15 protein-coding genes are annotated in these 20,717 nt (G+C 71.3%); 6 read left to right on the top strand and 9 right to left on the bottom strand.

What is annotated here, in order from left to right:
• The 3 genes from KBI5_RS16790 to KBI5_RS25465 form a co-directional block, all read right to left on the bottom strand.
• Window positions 1–1,169 (bottom strand): amidase (locus tag KBI5_RS16790; protein WP_198537752.1); only part of this gene is annotated, 1,169 nt, incomplete at its 3' end.
• Complete coding sequence (locus tag KBI5_RS27040; RefSeq protein ID WP_241882970.1) at window positions 1,166–1,363, bottom strand: hypothetical protein; 198 nt, start codon at window positions 1,361–1,363, stop codon at window positions 1,166–1,168. The genes KBI5_RS27040 and KBI5_RS16790, both read right to left, overlap by 4 nt.
• Window positions 1,363–1,974 (bottom strand): hypothetical protein, encoded by a 612-nt coding sequence (locus KBI5_RS25465; RefSeq protein WP_198537755.1) that lies wholly within the window; start codon window positions 1,972–1,974, stop codon window positions 1,363–1,365. The genes KBI5_RS27040 and KBI5_RS25465 overlap by 1 nt, the downstream gene beginning before the upstream one ends.
• A 439-nt stretch (window positions 1,975–2,413) precedes the next feature.
• Between KBI5_RS25465 and KBI5_RS16800 the strand changes: the two genes are divergently transcribed.
• The 6 genes from KBI5_RS16800 (at window position 2,414) to KBI5_RS16825 (ending at window position 13,568) form a co-directional block, all read left to right on the top strand.
• Window positions 2,414–2,935 carry a flavin reductase family protein gene (locus KBI5_RS16800; RefSeq protein WP_035958251.1) on the top strand — a complete coding sequence of 174 codons (522 nt, stop codon included), beginning with the start codon at window positions 2,414–2,416 and terminating at the stop codon, window positions 2,933–2,935.
• A 278-nt stretch (window positions 2,936–3,213) separates the two neighbouring features.
• Window positions 3,214–4,026 carry a molybdate ABC transporter substrate-binding protein gene (gene modA, locus KBI5_RS16805; protein ID WP_011436817.1) on the top strand — a complete coding sequence of 271 codons (813 nt, stop codon included), beginning with the start codon at window positions 3,214–3,216 and terminating at the stop codon, window positions 4,024–4,026.
• A 988-nt stretch (window positions 4,027–5,014) separates the two neighbouring features.
• Window positions 5,015–7,708, top strand: a complete 2,694-nt coding sequence (locus KBI5_RS16810) for an AMP-binding protein (RefSeq protein WP_085015785.1) — start codon at window positions 5,015–5,017, stop codon at window positions 7,706–7,708.
• Between the two features lie 96 nt (window positions 7,709–7,804).
• Window positions 7,805–9,007: an alpha-hydroxy acid oxidase gene (locus KBI5_RS16815; RefSeq protein WP_043591157.1), complete on the top strand. Its 1,203-nt coding sequence runs from the start codon at window positions 7,805–7,807 to the stop codon at window positions 9,005–9,007.
• Window positions 9,008–9,075: 68 nt separating this feature from the next.
• Window positions 9,076–12,567, top strand: a complete 3,492-nt coding sequence (locus tag KBI5_RS16820; protein WP_085015786.1) for a DEAD/DEAH box helicase — start codon at window positions 9,076–9,078, stop codon at window positions 12,565–12,567.
• Window positions 12,568–12,764: 197 nt separating this feature from the next.
• Window positions 12,765–13,568, top strand: coding sequence for a metalloprotease (locus tag KBI5_RS16825; RefSeq protein ID WP_085015787.1), 804 nt, complete (start codon window positions 12,765–12,767; stop codon window positions 13,566–13,568).
• A gap of 5 nt (window positions 13,569–13,573) precedes the next feature.
• On the opposite strand, the gene KBI5_RS26435 is transcribed toward KBI5_RS16825, so the two are convergent.
• The 6 genes from KBI5_RS26435 to KBI5_RS16850 form a co-directional block, all read right to left on the bottom strand.
• On the bottom strand, window positions 13,574–13,741 hold the full coding sequence (locus KBI5_RS26435) for a hypothetical protein (RefSeq protein WP_157493410.1): 168 nt from the start codon (window positions 13,739–13,741) through the stop codon (window positions 13,574–13,576).
• A gap of 209 nt (window positions 13,742–13,950) precedes the next feature.
• On the bottom strand, window positions 13,951–16,053 hold the full coding sequence (locus KBI5_RS16830) for a hypothetical protein (protein WP_241882972.1): 2,103 nt from the start codon (window positions 16,051–16,053) through the stop codon (window positions 13,951–13,953).
• A 162-nt stretch (window positions 16,054–16,215) separates the two neighbouring features.
• Window positions 16,216–17,283: a small ribosomal subunit Rsm22 family protein gene (locus KBI5_RS16835; protein ID WP_133057062.1), complete on the bottom strand. Its 1,068-nt coding sequence runs from the start codon at window positions 17,281–17,283 to the stop codon at window positions 16,216–16,218.
• A gap of 160 nt (window positions 17,284–17,443) precedes the next feature.
• Window positions 17,444–18,217: an alpha/beta fold hydrolase gene (locus tag KBI5_RS16840; RefSeq protein ID WP_011436824.1), complete on the bottom strand. Its 774-nt coding sequence runs from the start codon at window positions 18,215–18,217 to the stop codon at window positions 17,444–17,446.
• A gap of 243 nt (window positions 18,218–18,460) precedes the next feature.
• Window positions 18,461–19,720 (bottom strand): MFS transporter, encoded by a 1,260-nt coding sequence (locus tag KBI5_RS16845; protein WP_085015790.1) that lies wholly within the window; start codon window positions 19,718–19,720, stop codon window positions 18,461–18,463.
• A gap of 256 nt (window positions 19,721–19,976) precedes the next feature.
• A partial coding sequence (locus KBI5_RS16850; RefSeq protein ID WP_277870111.1) for an FAD-linked oxidase C-terminal domain-containing protein occupies window positions 19,977–20,717 on the bottom strand: 741 nt, incomplete at its 5' end.

Consider the following 20,717-nt stretch of genomic DNA (forward strand, 5'->3'; position numbering starts at 1 on the left):
GGGCCCGGTAGCCGTCGTCGCCATGTTCGGATGGGCGCGGTGGGCATGGCGCGGGCCACCAGAGCGACGGCGAGAAGGTCGGCCTCGCGGCCCGGTGGGGCGACCAGGTGCAGGCCAACCGGTTCCCCGACACCGGTTAGGCCTGCTGGGATGCTGATCGCAGGATGGCCGGTGATGTTGAACGCCCAGGTGAGTGCCACGCTCATCGTCTCCCCGGGCCCCTGGTGGCCGTGCGGGGGGTTGGGTGTGGTCGGGGTGGCGAGCAGGTCGTGCCCGGCGAACAGGCCACCGAGAGAGCGCAGCAGGGCGGCCCGGGTACCGGCGGTGTCCTGGCCGCTGTGACGCAGGGACACCCAGCAGTCCGCCGGGTCGGGCAAGCACGGCACGGCATCGGTCACCGCGAGCGCGCCGGCTCGGGCGAGGGCGTCCAGGTGGGTGCGGGCCACCTCGGCGACCGCCGGGGCCGTATCGGCGAAACCGAGCGTGGCCGACCACGCCGTGCGCAGCGGCCGGTCGGGGCGGCGCAGCGCCGGCAGGGTCGCGGTGCCCGCGACGGCGTCGAGGTAGGCGGCCGCGTCGGCGGGCTCGCGGGCCAGCACGCCGGCAGCGTTGAGACCCGCGCGGTCGCGGGCGGGCACCCGGCCGCCCGTGAGTTTCAGGCCCACGACGCCGCACCAYGCCGCCGGGATGCGCACCGAACCGGCGCCGTCGCTGCCGGTGGCCAAGGGAACCAGGCCGGCGGCGACGGCGGCGGCCGATCCGGCGGACGACCCGCCGGGGCTCCAAGCCGGGTCGTGCGGATTGAGAGTCGGGCCGCGGTCGGTGTGCCCCCAGGTCTGCCAGGTAGTGCCCGGGCCCGGGGCGGCGGTGGCACCGACCGGTACGCAGCCGCCTGCGAGCAGCCGGCGGGTCTGGGTCGAGGTCAGCCCCTCGGTAACCTTCACCCCCAGAGGCACCCCGGCCAGCGGCGGCCGTTCGCCCGCGCGGACCCGGCGGTCCACGTCGGCCGCGTGGGCGTACGCCTGCTCGGGCCACAGGGCGGCGAAGGCCCGCACCGCCGAATCGCCGTCCGCGATACGCGCAAGCGCGTCGCGGGTCATCTGCTCGGCGGATAGCTCCCCGGCGTGGACCAGGGCGGCGATGCGCAGCGCGGACAGTCCGCCGCTCACCGGGGCCGCCGGGGCGGGGTGGGGCTCGGTGGAGGAGGTGGCGGTTCCCGCCGGGGTGGGGTACGAGATGGGGACGGGTTGCGGGTCGGGAAGGCGGCGCGCGTCGTGGTCTGGGCGCGGGTCCGGGGCGACGCCGGGGGCAGCGCCCAGGGGCGCAGGTTCGGGTCGGCCTCCTGGCGGACGATGCGTTCCATCAGCACGGCCATCTCGACCGGGCCGACCCCACCGGGCACCGGGGTGATCCGCTACGGGATCCCGACGGCGCTGGGGTGGATGTCGCCGGCCACCGACCCGTCGGCGCGCGGCATGAACCCGGAGTCCACAACGAGGCACTGGCGGGCGCCGATGTGCTCGCCGATGTGCTCGCCGGTGAGCAGGTGGGCTGTCCGGTGGCGGAGACCACGATGTCGGCCTTGCGGGCGGCCCGCAGGTCGTCGCGGAAGGCGCCATCGCGGTAGTCGAGGTCCACGCGGGTGAAGGTCTGGGGCCCGCCGTCGTCATCGGGGGAGGAGAACGGCCCGTGGTGAGTGATCCAGACCAGCGATGCGGGGTCCAGGGTGGCGTAGGGCCGCATGGCCGCGAGGAACGCCACGGCGGCCCCGGCCATATCGCCGCTGATCCCGAGACGGTCGGGGTTGTCGGCCAGCTCGGACAGGACCGCGACCGGCGGTTCGGGTGCGGCGCGCAGCACCAGCCGGGCCAAGCAGTGCGCCTGCCCCCCGACGGCATGCTGCCAGGTGATCAGCGCTGCGACTCGTCTGGCCTGCACGGAGTCGAGGACCAGAGTCTGGGTGTCATCGACCATCCGATTCCCCTTTCGTCATGRCGGTCCGTCACCGTGACCGTTCCGATACATACCTGTACCAGATGCATCGGTAATTGCTCGTGGCCAAGGGAAGACAGATCGTCTGATCGACGACCTCACGTGCTGCGTCACACCTAACACTGCCGCTACAGAGAGCTACTTTGYGGCTGGTGACACGAACCCGAGTCCCGGGCCTGGAGGRCCGCATGATTCTCGCTCTCGGCCCGCGGACCCGCCGCGACCTGTGACGACCTGTGACGCCCCTCCGGTCCGGCGCCCGGAGGTGGTCTGATCGACCCATTGACCAACCATTAAGATAGATTTAGTGTAGAAGGGTGCACTGCACCCAGTGGGACACGGCTACCCAGTGGGACACGGCGGACGCACAGGTGTCCGGTTGAACCCCCACTCGTCGCCTGAACCTCGGCAAGCATCCAGCATGACGGCCTCGCTTCGCCAGACCCAGGGTCCGTTCAGGGCGCGCGCCGTCGACGGCGGCCTGTTCCGAACCGTTTTCCGCGGCCATCCGGCCGGCGTGGCCGTCATCACCGCCGACGCGGGCACGGGACCCGTCGGCTTCACCGCGACCTCGCTCGCGTCGCTGTCCGCCGAACCGCCGATGGTGGTCTTCGCCATCTCCTGCGGTGCCTCGTCGTGGCCCCGTCTGCGGGTCGCGGAGACCTTCGTGGTGACCCTGTTGTCCTCCCAGCAGGAGGAGGTCGCCCGGCGCTTCGCCCGCAGCGGGATCGACCGATTCGCCTCGCCGACCCGCTGGACCAGGCTGCCCACCGGCGAGCCCCTGCTCGACGGGGGACGGGCGTGGCTGCGCTGCTCCGCCCGGCCACCCGTCGAGGCCGGGGACCACTTCCTCATCATCGGCCAGGTCCTTGAGGCGGACGCCGACCCGGAGGCGTCCCCGCTCATCTACCACGACCGGACCTTCCACGTCCTRCCGTCGTAACCCGCGGCCGGYCAGAGGAGCATGACCGGCTCAACCGGCTCGGCACCGCTCTCGACCCTGCCCTCGGCACCGCTCTCGACATCGCCCGCCGAGCGGGGCTCCGGTCGCCGTGGCGCAGGCCCCGGCCGCGCATCGGCACACCACGGAACAACCCACCTGTTCAGCGCGCAGATGCGGAACTATCATGCACAGAGTTTCGTATCTGCGGATTAGCTCAGCGACATGGTCCGCGGCTGCGGCAGTCGGACAACGGGTGAACGGGTGGAGGAACGGGACACGTGAGATTTCGCAGGATGAAGACGGTGGCCCTGGCGGTGCTCGGCGCCGGGCTTCTCGCGACCGCCGGATGTGGCGGCAGCGACGGCGGCGCTGCCGCGACACCCTCCGCCACGGCCAGCAGCGCCGCGAGCGGAGTACAAGGGACCGTCAAGGTGCTCGCCGCCGCCTCGCTGACGGGGTCGTTCACCCAGCTCGGCAAGGACTTCGAGGCCGCGAACCCCGGATCGAAGGTGACCTTCTCCTTCGCCGGCAGCTCGCAGCTGGCCCAGCAGATCACCTCCGGCGCCCCGGCCGACGTGTTCGCCGCGGCGAGCCCGGCCACGATGAAGACCGTCACCGACGCCGGCGACAACGTCGGCGCGCCCAAGGTCTTCGTCCGCAACCAGCTCGTCATCGCCGTACCGAAGGGCAACCCGAAGGGCATCACCGATCTGCCCGCCCTGACCAAGCCTGGGGTGAAGGTCGCGCTGTGCGCCGAGCAGGTGCCCTGCGGAGCCGCCGCGAAGAAGGCGCTCGCCGCCACCGGAGTGAACCTGACCCCGGTCACCCTGGAGCAGGACGTCAAGTCCGCGCTGTCGAAGGTCACCCTCGGTGAGGTCGACGCCGCGCTGGTCTACCGCACGGACGTCAAGGCGTCGGCGGGCAAGGTGGACGGCGTCGAGTTCCCCGAATCCGCCAAGGCGATCAACGACTACCCGATCGTCGCGCTGAAGAACGCGCCCAACGCCGTCGGCGCCACCGCGTTCGTCAACTTCATCCTGTCCGACAAGGCGAGCACCGTGCTGACCAACGCGGGATTCCAGGCCCCCTGACCCAGGCCCCCTGACCCAGGCCCCTGGCCGAGGCCCCTAGCCGAGGTCCGCCACGGCATCCCACGATCCGGCGAAGGACCTCTCCGCCTCGGGCCCGCGGGACGGTGTCCCCCTCCCGCGGGTTCGAGGCCGCCTCGGGGTTCGAGGCCGCCTCGGGGTTCGAGCTGTTCGAGCTCCCTCCGGGCCACCAGGTGTTAGGCGTTGTATGAACCGCTCCCTTCGGGGGCGTTGTGGCTGGCCGATGTACGGCGAGGACGAATTCGTGTTCGCCGCTCCACGCACCGGCGCCCGCGGCTACCTACTCAGTCGACGAGGGTCGCGATCTGGCTCTTGCCACCCTTGCCGATGATCAGATCGCCTTCGAGGTGGCCTTCGAGGTGGCCTGGGACGGCGCACCGCGCCTCCAGGTCAAGGGACACCACGTCCTATCAGATCCAGCCCTGTGACTGGATCCACACGTGGTGCGCTGACCTATTGAGACCGCGCAGAAACACGCCATTAATGCTACACAATGCAACAGATGGTTACGCGGAAAGGCTCAGTAACGTGGTCGACGTCGATACCACTCCTGGTGAGCAGTTCCTCGGTATCCCGAGCGGACYGGGCCAATCGCGAGTACCACCGGAATCTTGCGAACTCTGGCACCGGCACCAACGGCCCGACGGCGCGAAGACATATCGGTCGATCATGCCGACCGCTTCCACCGACCCTGCCGCAACAGACCCGGCTCGGCCAATAGGGAGACGAAGCGGCGCTTCGCGTCGAGCCGTATCGCGGGCGCCAGGTCCTTATGGCAACCATACCCTTACGTTAATGATTAATATGGCCTGGATGGTCGGTCGCAAAGCCGTTCGTGTTAGATATGAACGGATCTGAACGGACCGGAGCGCGGTCACGGCTCCAATACCAGTGCCCGCCCGGGAGGCGCCATGACAACACCGCCCGTCCCTGGGGCCACTGACCTGGCTGGCGCGAGGAAAGGCCTGGCATGAGGAAAGGCCAGGTCACCCAGGCGGTGCCGGTACCGCCGCCGCTGCGTCCCGACGACCGGTTCGGAAACGTCGTCGACCGGATCCGCACCGTCGCCATGGTCTGCCACGACGTCGTGGCGGTCCGCGACGAACACCGTGCCGTTACCTTCGCCCAGCTCGTCGCCTGGGTGGACGTCGTCGCCGACCGCATCCTTCGGCAGCCCGCCGCGGCTGACCCGGACATGCCCGTCGCGGTGCTGTTGCCCCACGGCGCGAGCGGGATCGCCGCCGTCCTGGGCGTCATCGCGAGCGGCCGGCCCTGCGTGCCCCTCGACAGGATGCATCCCACCGACCGTCTCGCTCAGGTCGTGGGACTGGCGGGGGCCTCGGTGTGCGTCACCGGACCGACTGGCTCCGCCGACCAGCGGACTGCCGCCGCGCTGCCGGGGATCGTGGAGACTATCGACGTCGGCGACGAGCGCGTCGCCGACTGGTCCCCGGCGCTGGCTGACCGGGTGGCGTCGACCGCGCCGCGCCGGGCCGATACCGATCCAGCCGTGCTCATCTTCACCTCCGGGTCGACCGGAGTACCGAAGGGTGTCGTGTGGCACCACCGCGCCCTGCTGGGCATCCACTACGCCATCCAGGTCCAGGACGTGATGCGGCTGGTTCCGGGCGACCGCCTGCCGCTCTTCCTGCCCTACTCCTTCATCTCGGGGATGAACCGGACGGTCGGTGGCCTGGTCTTCGGCACCACCCTCGAGATGTACGACCCTCGGGTCCGCGGCGTCCGAGACCTGGCCGACTGGCTGCGCGCCACCCGGCCGGCCGGCATCGTGGCCACGCCGGCGCTGATCCGGATCGTGTTCGGCTGCCTTGAGCCGGACGAGGTGCTCGACGACCTCCGATTCGTCATGTCGGTCGGCGAGGCGATCTACGCCCGCGACGTCGAGTTGGCCCGCCACCACCTACCGCCGGCCGCGGCGTTCCTGGTCTCCTACGGAGCCTCGGAGCTCGGCACGGCGACCTGTGYCCCGATCTGGTCGGACGACGACCTGCCCGACGGCGTGATGCCGGCCGGGCGGCCGGTGGTTGACGTCGCGGTGAGGGTGGTCTCGCCGGATGGCATCGAGATGCCGCCCGGTGAGACGGGGGAGATCGTCGTGATGGGCCACTTCATCACGGGGGGCTACTGGCGGGCGCCGGCGGCGAGCGCATCGCGGTTCGGCATCGGGCCGGACGGCACACCCACCTACCGCACCGGAGACCTCGGGCGCATCGACGCCAGCGGCCAGCTCAGGGTTGTCGGCCGCAACGACGCGGCCGTGAAGATCCGTGGGTACCTCGTCGAGCCGATCGAAATCGAGTCCGCCCTGCTGGCGAGCTCGGATGTGCTAGAAGCCGTCGTCGTGGCCGACAGGACCACGCAGYGGGCCCGCCTGGTCGCCTACGTCGTCCCCGTGACCGGTGCCCGGGTCTCACCGGCCTCGATCAGGCGCCTGCTACGGGCCAAGCTGCCGTCCTACATGGTGCCGGCCACCGTCATGCTGGTCACCGCGCTACCGAGGACCGACCGCAGCAAGGTCGACCGACTGAACCTGCCCCCCGCCGGTCCGAAACCCGGCCAGGACCCGCCCCGCGACCAGTGGGAAGAGGCCGTCGCCGGTGTGTGGGCCGCCGCCCTGCACCTCGACGACGTCGGTATCCACGACGACTTCGTCGAACTCGGCGGCGATTCCCTCATCGCCGAAGAGCTCCTCACCAGAGTCGCCGACGAACTCGGTGTCAAACTCCCCACCTCCACCGTCGCCGACGCCCCCACCGTCGCCGAGTTCACCGCCCGCCTGCGCAATGCCGGCACCGACGTCCTACGCCACCCAACCGTCGTCCCGCTGCGCACCACCGGCAGCGGCGGGCCCCTCTTCTGTTTCTGCGGCGCCGGCGGCCTCGCTGTCGGCATGCTTGGCTTTGCCCGCCACTTCGACGGCGAACGCCCCGTCTACGGCGTCCAAGCCCACGGCCTCGAATACCGCGGTCTCCCCGACTGGTCCATCTACGCCGCCGCCCGCCGTCACGCCCGCACCCTGCGCCTACTCCAACCCGCCGGCCCCTACTACCTCGCCGGCCACTCCTTCGGCGGYCTCGTCGCCCTCGAAACCGCGAGACTCCTCACCGAGGCCGGCGAGCACGTCGAACTGCTCGTCCTCATCGACAGCTTCCTGCCCGACACGTCCTCCGGCGTCTTCGCGGGAGGAGTGCAGCCCTCTCAGCTTCCAGTTCCGGGGGGCCCGACCAGGAGCTCGAATCCGGCCCCAGCCTTGGACCGTGCGAGGGGATCGGCTATGGGCCCGGCGCGCGCGGGGGCTRCCGCACGGGTCCTGCTCGGCTGGGCCCGGCAGGCGGCCCAACTCCCGTTGGCTGGCGTCGTTCAGTTCAAGGGCATGAACCAGTACGACGTCTTCTACAACCAGTCGCGGGTGCTCACGAGGTTCTACCGGCCCAAGCCCTGGAACGGGCGGGCGCTGGTCTACCTGGCGGCCGCCTCGCCGCCGCACCGTACGGAGGCCTGGCGCCCGCTGCTGACCGGCGAGACGACCTACCGCACCGTGGGCGGCGACCACGACACCGTGCTGCGCGAACCCGTCGTAAGCGAGATCGCGGCCGACATCCGGGCGGTCCTCGCTGGCTGTACCAGCTCCCGCAAGGCGTGAACGGCTGCCGCTTGAGTGCTTCCGGAGTGACTGGCAATCCTGGCGACCGGGAGAACGCGATCCCGTGGCCAGGCCGACAGCGAAAGGTCCGTGTTCGTGAGGGTGCAGGACGCAATCAATGTCGAGGACTTCCGGGAACTGGCGCGCCGCAGGCTTCCCCGGGCGGTTTTCGACGCCATGGAGGGCGGCGCCGGCGACGAGGTGTCGCTCAGGCGTAACCGCACGGCGTTCGACCGCATCGAGTTCCGCCCGCGGCCGCTCGCCGACGTCGCCACACGAGACCTCTCGACTACCGTGTTCGGCGAGCGGCTGTCGATGCCGATCATGCTGGCGCCCACGGGCGCGGGCCGCCTCGCGCGCTCGTCCGCGGAGATCGCTGTGGCGAGGGCCGCGGCGCGGGCGGACATCGTGTACATGCAGAGCACCGTGGCAGCCTTCCCGCTCGAGGATGTCGCCGCGCGCTCGACCGGCACGCTGTGGTATCAGCTCTACCTGCCCCCCAACCGCGCCGAGGTCGGGAACCTCGTCCGGCGGATCGCGGCGGCGGGTTACCGGGCCCTGGCCATCACCATCGACACGCCGGTCCTGGGCAACCGTGAACGCGACACCCGCAACAAGCTCATGAGTCGGCCGCCGCATCCCAAGATGCTGCTGCAGGGGGCCAGCAAGCCGGCGTGGGCGACCGATTTCATCCGCGGCAAATTCGACTTCATGCGCAAATTCGACTTCATGCGCGGCCAATTCGGCGCCGGCCGTCCCGGCGGCCCGTCCCGGCTAAGCCTCAACCAGACCCGAGCGACAATCAAATCGTCGTCGGACTGCGTCACCTGGGAGGACGTCGAGCGGATCCGGTCGTTGTGGGAAGGCCCGTTGCTCCTCAAGGGCCTGATGCGCGGGGACGAGTGCGACCGGCTCGTCGAGCTGGGCGTCGACGGTGTCGTGGTCTCGAACCATGGCGGGCGGCAGTTGGACGGCGTCCCCGCGACCATCGATATTCTGCCGGAGGTGGTTGACGCGGCGGCGCGCAGACTCACGGTGTTCCTCGACGGAGGTGTCCGGCGAGGCAACGACGTGGTCAAGGCGCTGGCCCTCGGCGCCGCAGGGGTCTTCGTGGGTCGGCCCTACCTGTACGGCCTCGCCGCGGGCGGCGAGGCCGGTGTCCTACGGATGATTGAACTGCTGCGCGTGGAATTCGACCACGCGATGGCACTGCTCGGCGCCGCGACCGTGGCGGACCTCGACCGCAGCCTCGTCTCGGGCGCACGTATCCCCAGCACCCTCTCACCGTCGACGCGATAGGCCATGCCTGTCGACGGCCGAGTCGGGCTGCTTGGCGACCTTCCGTCACCGCCTGCTACCTTAACGGCATGCTCTCCGTGTCGTGGCAGGGACCCGGCACCGCCGGTCTCCGGACAGCCGTCAGCGAACGTTCGTATGCCAGAGGTGTGCACTACGCCCAGCAGAGCGCGGTCACGAGGATCGACTGGGACCCCGACGAGAACACCCTCCAGGGCCGGGTGCGTGGAAGCGGCGGCGAGGTCTACGCGACGAACGCGCAGTTCTCGGGTGACGGTCCGTCCTCTTGGACGTTCCAGTACGGCTCGTGCACCTGCCCGGTGGGCGCCGACTGCAAGCACGTCGTGGCGCTGGTGCTGACGGCCACGACAGGCGCGACGGCCACGGCGAGCGCGGCAACGGGTGCGGCGGCCCCCGGCCCATCGGCGCGGCGGTCCGGGTCCTCCCCGCGGTCGGCTCGGCCCCTGCCGGCTCAGCCGCGGCCGTCCCGGTCGGCTGCCTGGACCGAGGACCTGGGAGAGCTGCTGGGTTCCTCGCCCGCCGTCGGCGGCGGCCATGGCGGGGCCGCCGGGACGACGCCGTTGGCCGTCGAGCTGAGCTTCACGGCGGATCCGCCGGCCCACGGCGGCGGGTCCGAGCTGGGCCTGCGGGTCACGGCCCGGCTGGTGCAGCCGGGCCGGAACGGCTGGGTCAACGCCATCGGGTGGGACGCCCTCAACGCGGCGTACCAGACCCGCGAGTACCAACAGCCGCAGGTACGGCTGCTGCAGGAGTTCTTCGCCGTGTACCGGGCCCATGAGGAGCGGTATGGGTACTCGTACTACTCCTCCTACTCTTCCGGCGGCGCGAAACGACTCGATCTCTGCGCGTTCGAAAGCCGGCAGCTCTGGTCGATGCTCGACGAGGCCGAGGCGGTCGGTCTCCGGTTCGTGCATGCCCGCAAGAAGCTCGGCGACGTGAGCCGGTACGGTTCCGCGGAACTGTGCCTGAACGTCACCCAGGACGAGAGCACRCAGTCGCTGGTCGTGGCTCCCCTGCTCCACCTCGGCGGGACGGCGACGGACGCCGCCGTGTTCTCGTTCATCGGCCGCGACGGCCACGGCGTCGTGTACGTCGACCGGGCGGAGGTCCTGACCTCCGACGACCATCGGGACTGGCACGTCCGGCTCGCGCGGCTCGCCCAGCCGGTGCCGCCACGGCTGCAGCGGATGGCGGTCGGGAACCGGAGCCTGCGGGTGCCCCGCAGCGAGGAGTCCCGCTTCCGCGCGGAGTTCTACCCGCGCCTGCGGCGCCTGGCCCCCGTGGTGTCCAGCGACGGTTCCTTCGAGCCGCCGGAGGTGCCGCCGCCGGCCCTGGTGCTGCACGCCTCCTACGGCGATGACCACGAACTCGACCTCAGCTGGGGATGGGCCTACGAGGTCGGCGGCGAGCGGATCCACGTGCCGCTGTACGCGACGGAGCCGGACGGCACCGAACCGGACGGCACGATGCTGCCCGCCGCGACGCCTCCCGCCGCGGAACCGGACGGGTTACGGGATCCGCGCCAGGAGCAGGACGCGTTGCGGGACGTGCTGGCGGCGCTGGATCTGCCCTCCGGCACGGCCGCCCTGCTCGCCGGTGACCAGGGTTCCGGTCTGCGGCCACGGGTGCGGCTGCGCGGCGTCGACACGATGCGCGCGACGACGGAGCTGCTCCCGTTGCTGGCGGACCGGCCCGGGGTGGCCGTCGAGGTCAGCGGTGACCCCGCGGCCTACCGGGAGGCCGGCGACTCGCTGCTCATCGGCCTGTCCACCGACGATGTGGTGGGCGAGACCGACTGGTTCGATCTCGGGGTCACCGTCACCGTGGAGGGCCGGCAGGTGCCGTTCACGGACGTCTTCCTGGCGCTGAGTCAGGGGCAGTCGCACCTGCTCCTCGCCGACGGCGCCTACTTCAGCCTGCAGAAGCCCGAGCTGCAGTCGTTGCGGCGGCTGATCGAGGAGGCGCGGGCACTGCAGGACTCACCCGGCGGCCCGCTGCGGATCAGTCGGTTCCAGGTCGGGCTGTGGGAGGAGCTCGCCGGGCTCGGTGTGGTCGAGCGCCAGGCGCGGTCGTGGCGCCAGCAGGTGACGGGGCTGCTGGAGCTGGGTGCCGAGGGCCAGCTCGAACAGGAGCCGCCGGCGACGCTCGCGGCGACGTTGCGCTCCTACCAGCTCGACGGTTTCCGGTGGCTGGCGTTCCTCTGGAAGTACCGGCTGGGCGGGGTGCTCGCCGACGACATGGGCCTGGGAAAGACGCTGCAGACGCTGGCGCTGGTCTGCCACGCCCGGCAGGCCGATCCCGAGCTCGCGCCGTTCCTCGTCGTCGCGCCGACGAGCGTCGTGTCGAACTGGGCCGCGGAGGCGGCCCGGTTCGCGCCCGGGCTGCGAACGGTGGCGATCCGCGACACGCAGCGGCGGCGTGGCGAGGCCCTCGACGAGGCGGTGTCGGGCGCCGACCTGGTGATCACCTCGTACACGCTCTTCCGCCTCGAGCACGAGGAGTACGCGAGCCTGGCCTGGTCGGGCCTGATCCTCGACGAGGCCCAGATGATCAAGAATCACCAGGCGAAGGCCTACCGGTGCGCCCGGCTGCTGCCGGCGCCGTTCAAACTGGCCGTCACCGGGACCCCGATGGAGAACAACCTGATGGAGCTGTGGTCGCTGCTGTCGGTGGCCGCGCCCGGCCTGTTCCCGAACCCGATCCGCTTCCGCGACTACTACGCCCGGCCGGTCGAGAAGCAGAACGACGTCGAGCTGCTCGCCCAGCTCCGACGGCGGATCAGGCCGCTGATGATGCGCCGCACCAAGGAACAGGTGGCGCCCGAGCTCCCGCCAAAGCAGGAACAGGTCCTGGAGGTGGACCTGCACCCGCGGCACCGCAGGCTCTACCAGACCTATCTGCAACGGGAACGGCAGAAGGTACTGGGCCTGGTCGACGACATGAACCGCAACCGCTTCACGATCCTGCGCTCGCTGACCCTGCTGCGCCAGCTCAGCCTGCACGCCGGCCTGGTGGACGACCACCACGCAGACCTGCCGTGCGCCAAGATCGACGCTCTGTTCGAGCAGCTCACCGACGTCGTCGACAGTGGTCACCGGGCCCTGGTCTTCAGCCAGTTCACCGGATTTCTCGGCAAGGTACGCGAACGGTTGTCCGCCCTCGGTGTGGAGCACTGCTACCTCGACGGCCGGACCCGCGACCGGTCCACCGTGCTCGAGCGGTTCAAGACGGGGTCGGCCCCGGTTTTTCTCGTCAGCCTGAAAGCCGGCGGGTTCGGCCTGAACCTGACCGAGGCGGACTACTGTTTCCTGCTCGATCCGTGGTGGAATCCCGCGACCGAGGAACAGGCGGTGGACCGGACGCACCGCATCGGGCAGTCCCGCAACGTCATGGTCTACCGCCTCGTCGCCCGGGACACGATCGAGGAGAAGGTGATGGCGATGAAGGACCGGAAGGCACGGCTGTTCTCCAGCGTCATGGACGACGGTGACGTGTTCAGCTCGACGCTCGACGCCGACGACATCCGCGAGCTGTTCGCCTGACGCCCCCGGACCGCCTCTGCCTCGTGGCCGGTGGCCTGACGGGCGCGGGCGGGTTCACCCGGTTCCACCGATGGGCGCCCATCGGGGCCTGTGGCCGGGCCGTCGACCGGCAGTTAGGCGAGGTCAGGGCGTCGGCGCCTGTCAGGGTGACGACGTCGGGTTCCACACACCGGGGCGGACCTCTACGGTGATGCCTCGTGCGGGTCATCTGGGCGGCGTTGGCCGCGATCGTCGTGTCCGTCGGGGTACTGACCGRCTGCAACGCGTCCCCCGCGGCGGACGCGGCCGCGGGGGACGCGGCCGCGGGGGGGACATCGGTGAGCACGTCGGCGGTGCCGATCGCGGCCGCCGGGGAGTGCGGAGGCAGGGTGACCGACCTCGCCGGGGTCGAGAAACTCCTCTCCGAACCGGTCGGCTGCCCGGGCGGCACGAACAGCTTCTGGCACGGCGAACTCGGCGACGCGTGGACACCACCGCGGTTCGTCCCCTACCGGGACGGCCAGGTTCCGCAGGACGCCTGCGGCGCGCAGGTGAACGATCCCAAGCAGTTCGCGGACAACGCACTGTACTGCCAGCTCGACGACACCGTCGCCTACAGCGTCGACTTCATGACGGAGCTGTTCCAGGCGGGTGGAGCGTCCTACCCGCTGTTTGTGATCATGCACGAGCTGGGCCATCGGGGCGCCCGGATCGGCGGGACGATCGGCGTGGTGTCGCGCGCGGAGGAGAACCAGGCCGACTGCTTCGCCGGCCGCCAGGCCAAGAGCGCGCACGACGCCAAGCGCATCGCGTTCACCGACGCGCTGCAGGGCGCGCTGCTGTTCTACAGCATCGGCGACACCCGCGACAGTGGCTGGTTCGACCAGGAGGCGGCCTCCGCCCCCGGCRCCCACGGCACCCCCCGTCAACGCGCCCAGGCCTTCTCCTTCGGCTACCTGCGCGACAGCGACACCTGCCACCGGCTCGGCCAGTCCGAGAGCGGAAGCGTGCCGCTGTTCTGACCCAGCTACGCCAGTAGCGGGGTGATGTTGGCCGGCTGAGGCTGCCACCAGGGCGTGACCGGCACCTCGCCGCCGCCCTCGACCGGCTCGACGCCCTGCCCGCCGCCACCTGACAGCTGGCCGCCGAGCCCCCGCGCACCCGTCGCACCACCCCACCCCGACCTCACAGCCACCCCCACACCCCGGAAAGGACCCCGGCCCGCCCGGAGCAACATTCGGGCTCTCGGCGTACCCGAAACCGGCCGGGAAGCCCTCCCCACCGATTTCGATCACGAAACCGACCGGCAAACAATCACCATCACGCTACTGGCGGATTTGGCTCTGACCCCGGCGCCGCACCGGTCAAATCCATCGAATTATCTGGTCACGATCCGTTCCCCGGTCACGTCGCACCGACCGAGACGGCCAGCGCCGGACGGACCGGGGCGGGCAGCCATCCCGCTCCGGGCCGGTTCGGCACCTGACGCCAGCCCAGGCCGGGCACGAGCAGGGCCAGCTCTCCGGAGGGACGCCGGGCCAGCGGGATCCGCTCCTCCCAGCGTGCCGCACCGGCTCCCGTCGGCACGGTGAACCCGACGACGAGCTCGTCGGGCAGCGTCGCACCGGCGATGCCGAGCTCGTCCGGCCCGAGCGGGGTGCCGGTCGTCACCGTGAAGGTGTGCGTGATCCCGGGAGCGTCCGCGGGCCCGGCGTTCGCGGGCCCGAATTGGACGGTTCTGGTCGTGGCACCCAACCGGATGTATAGAGTGCCACCGGAGCCACCAGCACCACCGGGATCGCGCGCCGTCACCTGGACGCGGACGCGGTTGCCGGCGACTTGGCGCAGCGCGGTGAAGGACCCGAAGTAGCTCGCGGGCGCGGCCGGGTCGACGATCTCGTCGGGACGCAGCCGGTAGACCGCCCGGCCCGGCATCCGGTCGGGCAGGGTGGCCGTGCCGGCACCGATGTCGGCGGCGTACACCACCGGCCCGGCGAGGTCCGGGGTGTTCCGCAGCATCTGGTACGGCACCTGGGTGTAACGGCTCGGGACGCCGGGCGTCACGACGACCACCGCCGGGGCCGGGTAGCGGTCCGGCAGCAGGGCGTCGAGGAACGCGTTGCGGTCGTTCACCCATCGCTGGCCGGCGACCTTGTCCGGGATCGCGTCCACAGTGAGGAGGATCAGGCCCGCGGCGGCGAGGACCGCGATGACGGGTCTGCGCAGACCTGATCCGCGCAGAACGGGTCGCCGCGGGACGGGTCGGGCCGGCGGAGAACCGGTGCCGGGCCACGGGGAGAACCACCGTTCGCTCATGGACCACACCCGGCGGGCGCCGTCGGCGGCGAGAATCATGATCGGGGCGAACGCGGCCAGATGGTAGTGCGGACCGAGACCGTTGAGCAGGCCCGGCATCGCGAACGCCGAACCCCACCAGAAGAAGTAGCCGCCACCGACGGCGGCGACGATGACGACCAGCAGGACGCGCTCGGGACGGCGGTGCGCCCGCAGCGCGCCGAAGATCGCGAGTACGAGGACCGCGACGCCCCCGAACACCCAGCTCGGGGCCGCCACGACGGTGCCGTGCAGGGCCTCGAGGGCGAGCCGGCGGGTGAACAGGAACGTCGGCTCCGAGGGCAGGATGCGACGCGGCCCGAAACCGAAGCGGTCCAGCGGATCGGAGGCCGACAGCGGCGCCCGGAGCGCAGAACCGGTCACCCGCCGGCAGTACGCCAGGAGCACGACAACGAACGGCGCCAGGCCGGCGAGTGCCCAGGCGGTCCGGTGCGCCACGGCACGCATGAACCGACCACCCGCGGACCGGCCACCCGCGGACCGCCACAGCCGCGCCAGCACGAACACCACGACGGGAACGGYGACGATCACCGCGTCGAAGGGCCGCAGGAGCAGGACGAATCCCAGGCCTGCCCCGCCGCCGATGAGCGACAGCCGCGCCCCGGTCCGGCCGCCACGCAGCAGCGCCGCGCACGCCAGGGTCAGCGTCGCGGCTCCGCACGCGTAGGCGAGGGGCAGCGAGGTGTGTACCAGGACGAGCGGGGACAGCGCGACGAACACCGCCGCCGTGACCGCGGTGACCGCGTCGTCGAAGAGCTCGCGGGCCAGCCGGTACGTCCCGGCCACCCAGCCGGCCGCCACCAGGGCCGGGGCGACGGCCATGGTGGCGAACAACGCCTGGGACGCGGCGAGCAGCGCCGGCCACCCGGGAAGGTACTTGGTGAACACCCGCCCGTCGTGCTCCCCGGTCAGCCAGGGCCGGAAGAACGGCTCGACGGTGTTCGCGTCCAGGGTGAGGCGGCCGTCGAGCAGCATACGCGCCTGCAGGACGTAGGCCGCCTCGTCCGCGTCACCCGAGCCGTGCCGGTACAGCGTCGCCTGCAGGACCAGGCTGACGACAAACGAACACCCGCAGATGGCCGCGACGATCAGCGCCGGCGTGCGGCCCGACCGGCGGGCCCGGCGGCGGGCCGCCGTCGACCCGCCGTCCATCTGATGGACCGGCTTCGACGCACACCGACACGGCATAACARACAACGGCATAACAGACATAAGCGTAGACAGCCGGTAACTGGCCATGACTGCCGGGTACCAGGTCAAAGGGTTCCGGTCACCGGGTTCCGGTCACCGGCGGGTCCCGACGTTGACAGCGGGTCAGCGCGGCCCGGTGCCGGGCGGGACGGCGTCCCCCCAGGAGGCCCGCCGGGCCCAGCGGTAGGCCTCCTTCTCGCTGCGGGAAACGACCACGTCACGCTGCCGCGGCATGACCACGTCACCCTGCCGCGGCGCCTCGCAGACCGTCAGCCGGACATGGCCCGAGCGGGCCCGCGGCACGCGCAGCACCCGACCGGCGGCGTGCGCGGGCGGCCGGCGCGACGCGACGAGGTAGGAGTACTTCTCGTCCTCGTACCCGAGCGCACCGTCCTTCATCGCCCGGTGCAGTGCGCTGCGCTCGACCCGCCGGCCGAAGTGGCACCAGTCCCCCGCCGTCATCGGGCAGTCGTCGTCGGCGGGGCAGGGCGCGGTGATGGTCGCGCCGGTCTCGACGAGCGCCGAGCGCGCGGCGCGGATCCGCGCGAAGCCGGCCGGGGTTCCYGCGTCGATGATGACCAACTCCGCCGCGGTGGCCCGCCACCACGCGGCCACGGCTGCGGCCCGGTCGCCGTCGGCGAGCTCGCCCAGCACATAGGCCGCCACTGTCAGGTCGGCCCGGTCCGCGCCGTCGCCGGGCGGGGTGAGCACGGACGTGCGCTGCCAGGTCGCGGTGCCCAGCGCCGGCGCGCCACCGCGGCGGGCCAGCCGGCGACCGACGTCGATCATCAGCGCGGACCGCTCGACCAGGACGGCCCGGGTCACGCCGGGGAAGACCGCCAGCGCGGCCCAGGTCGCCGTCCCGGGACCCGCGCCCAGGTCGAGGACGGACCCGGGCCGCCAGTCCGGGCGGCGCAGCGCCACCTCACCGAGAACCGCGCGGGTGACCGCCAGCGTCGCGGGCAGTCGGGCGGCGAGGTAGGCCTGGACGTGATCCGCCGTCAGCTCGCCGTCACCCGGTGTGGCGGTGTTCGCGCGATACCGGTCGGACAACTCCCGGTAGGCGCGGGACATCGCCCGCGCCGGCGGGGTCCCCACGGACGCGCCCGTCTCGGCCGCGGCCGCGGCGAGCAGACCGGCCACCACACCCTCGCGTCCCTCGCGTCCCTCGCGTCCCGACCCGTACCGCACGGTCGAAGCGTAGCCGCGGTGCCACGGACCCGAACGAAATACGCTGACGCGAATCCCGCCCGGGGTGCCGCCGGTGCCCGTGGTGGGGGTCACGTCCAGGTCGACACGTCCAGGTCGACAACGTTGACCGACGAGCCAGCCGGCGGGGCAAGCCGACGGGTCAGAGCGAGGGCCCCGCGGTGGCCGCGGGAACCAGCCCGGCCGAGACGGTGTCGATGACGGCGGCCTGCTGGTCCGACAGATAGAAATGGCCACCGGGAAAGACCTTCAGCGTGAACGCACCGGTCGTGTGCGCCCGCCATTGTTCGGCCTCGGCCACGGTGGCCTTGGCGTCGGAATCCCCGACCAGCACGGTAATCGCCGTACCGATCACCGCGTCCGACGGGGCAGAATACGTTTCGATCGCCCGGTAGTCCGCCCGGGTGGGCGGCAGGATCAGCTTCAGTATTTCGGGATCGGCGAGGATGCGCGGGTCGGTTCCACCAAGCGCACGGATTTCCCGCAGAAARCCCTCGTCGTCCAGGAGATGCACGGATTCGGCGCGGGAGGCCGACGGGGCTCTGCGGCCGGATGCGAACAGCACGAACGGCACCGGGCCGCCCGCCGCCTCCAGCCGGCGGGTCACCTCGAAGGCGACGGTCGACCCCATACTGTGACCGAAGAACGCCAGCGGGCGGTCGGTGAGGGGACGCAGCACGTCGGCAATGCGGTCCGCGAGGGGTTCGATGGCCGTCTCGGGCCTCTCCGTCCGCCGGTCCTGGCGGCCCGGATACTGCACCGAACGCACCTCGGCGACCGGCGACAATGCCCTGGATAGCGGAACGTAGAAGCTTGCCGCGCCGCCCGCATGGGGAAAACAGACAAGCCGCGGGGCGCTCGCCGACGCCGGATGGAAACGCCTCAGCCACAGATCGACGTCACTGGACACGGCCACCGCCGCGGTCGGATACTCGCATGATGATAGTACACCGCTCTCGTGATGGAATCGAATTATCCGGGGAATCCCTCAGTCTCCAGCTTAGGCGATGCAAGGGTTCCCGGGGCTCTTTTCCGCTCGGCGTTCGACTCGGCGTTCGACACATCACCTCCGGCAACAGGACCACTAGGTGGCGGGCGGCCCGGTGTGGGAAACGGGAAAGTGTGGCGGGTTAGCAATGGCGGAGACTGTGGACCGTGACTAACCCTCTACAGTTCGGGCGCCGGGCGCCGGGGCGCCGGGGCGTGGYGGGTCGTCGACGGCCGCGGCCCGCATGCGGTCCACCACCAGTGTGGCGATCGCGGCGGCGACCGAAACGAGACCTCCGATGTAGAACCCGGCGCGGGCGCCACGGTGCTCGGTGAGCCAGCCGACGAACAGGGCACCTAGCGGCGTCGATCCCTGCAGGATCAGGGTATAGATCGCCATCACCCGGCCTCGGTACTGCGGATCGCTGCCGAGCTGGATGCGGTGGTTCGCCGCCTGAGCGAAGTAGATCGTCGCGAAGCCGGTAGGGATCAGGAGCACGGCCGCCGTGGCATAGCTGGGCGCCCAGCCGGTCACCGTCTCCAGCAGGCCGAACGCGAGCGCGGATCCGATCACCGTGCCGGCCGACGGGCGGGTGCGGCGGGCGGTCGTCACGAGGGCCGCGAGCAGCGATCCGGCGGCGAGCCCGCTGGTGAGCAGCCCGAAGGCCGCCGCGTCGGCATGAAATACCGTCCTGGCGAGCAGGGGCACGGTGAGCTGGAAGTTCAGGCCGAACAGCCCGATCGTCGCGACGAGTCCAAGCACGAGCACCAGGTCCTCCCGGCCGAGCACGTACCGCAGTCCGTCGACGACGCGGGTGGAGGTCGCCCGGCGCGCGTCGCGGTGCATCTCGGCCGGGCGCATCATCCGCAGACCCACCACCGTCGCGAGGTAGCTCACGGCGTTGAACATCATGACCGGGCCGGTACCGAAGCCGCCGATCAACGGGCCGGCGACGGCCGGGCCGGCGACCCGGGCGACGTTGAAGTACGCCGCGCTCAGCGCCGACGCGTTGGGGAGGAGTTCGGCGCCGACCAGCTCGCTCACGAATGCCATCCGGGTCGGCATCTCGACGGCGTTCACGAGACCGAGGCCCAGTGCGAACAGGCAGATGTGCCACAGCCGGACCGTGCCGGTTAACACCAGCAGCGACAGCGCCAGGGCGAGCAGTCCGGAGGCCAGGTTCGCGACGGTCAGTAGCCGGCGTTTGTCGTAGCGGTCCGCGAGCCTTCCGCCGTAGAGGGTCAGCAACAGCATCGGGGTGAACTGCAGGGCGGTCACGAGGCCCAGGGCTGTTCCCGAGTCGCCGCTCAGCGAAAGGACGAGCCAGTCCTGGGCCACGACCATCATCCAGGTTCCCGTCACGGACAACACCTGGCCACCCGCGAAGAGCCGGAAATTGTAGACGGACAAGGAACGGAAGGTGCCCTTGATGATGGTCTTCTCCTCGGGACGACGAAGTCATGAGGCGAACAGCGCGCCCGGCCCCACTGCCCACATCGACAATGATGGGGCGCGCGGCCGAGACTGTCCCCGTTCTCGTGTTCTCGCCGTTGGGACTGTTCTCACCATCGGTAGCGATTCTCACTGTCGGTAGCGATTCTCACCATCGGGAGCGCTGGGAAGATTCGCCCGGTCCCCGCCCACCGTGCGAGAAGCGACACTCACGGCGGCGCGGGCCGGTCAATGGTCAGATCGCGCGGCCCGGGTTGAGGATGCCGGCCGGGTCGAAGACCTGACGGAGCCGGAGTTGCAGGTCGTGGCTGCGTGAGCCGAGCTCCGTGGCGAGCCAGCGCCGTTTGAGCACCCCGACGCCGTGCTCGCCGGTCACCGTTCCGCCCAGGTCCAGCGCGGTGGCGAAGATCTGCTCGGCGGCGTGCCAGGCACGCTCGGGGATGGCGGGGTCGGCGGGGTCGACGGGGTCGACGGGGTCGACCACGATGATGGGATGCAGGTTGCCGTCGGCGGCGTGGGCCAGAGTGAAGATGTCCACGCCGGTGGCGGCGCCGATCTCGACGATGCGCGCGGCGGCCTGCGCCATCCGGYCGCGCGGCACGGCGATGTCCTCGATGAGCACCCGGCCGAGGCGCTCCAGCGCGGGTAGCGCCGAGCGGCGCGCGGCGAGCAGCGCCTCCGCCGTGGCCTCGTCCACCGACCGCCGGACCTTCCTCGCCCGCTCGGCGAGAATGCCCTCGACGGCATCGGCCTCCTCTCCCGCGCCCGACCCGTCGGTCTGGACGAGCAGGAAGACCTCGCCGGCGGAGGCAAGGTCGCTGCCGGTGGCGGCGTCGACGGCCCGCACCGTGCGGCCGTCGAGCAGTTCGGCCACGGCCACGACGATCCCGGCGACGCCAAGCGCGGTGACGGCCTCGGCGGCCTCGGCGAAGGTGTCGAAGAAGGCCGCCAGGGTGACCGTGGAGCGCGGCGCGGG

Source organism: Frankia sp. KB5 (genome assembly GCF_002099325.1).
Taxonomy (GTDB): domain Bacteria; phylum Actinomycetota; class Actinomycetes; order Frankiales; family Frankiaceae; genus Frankia; species Frankia casuarinae.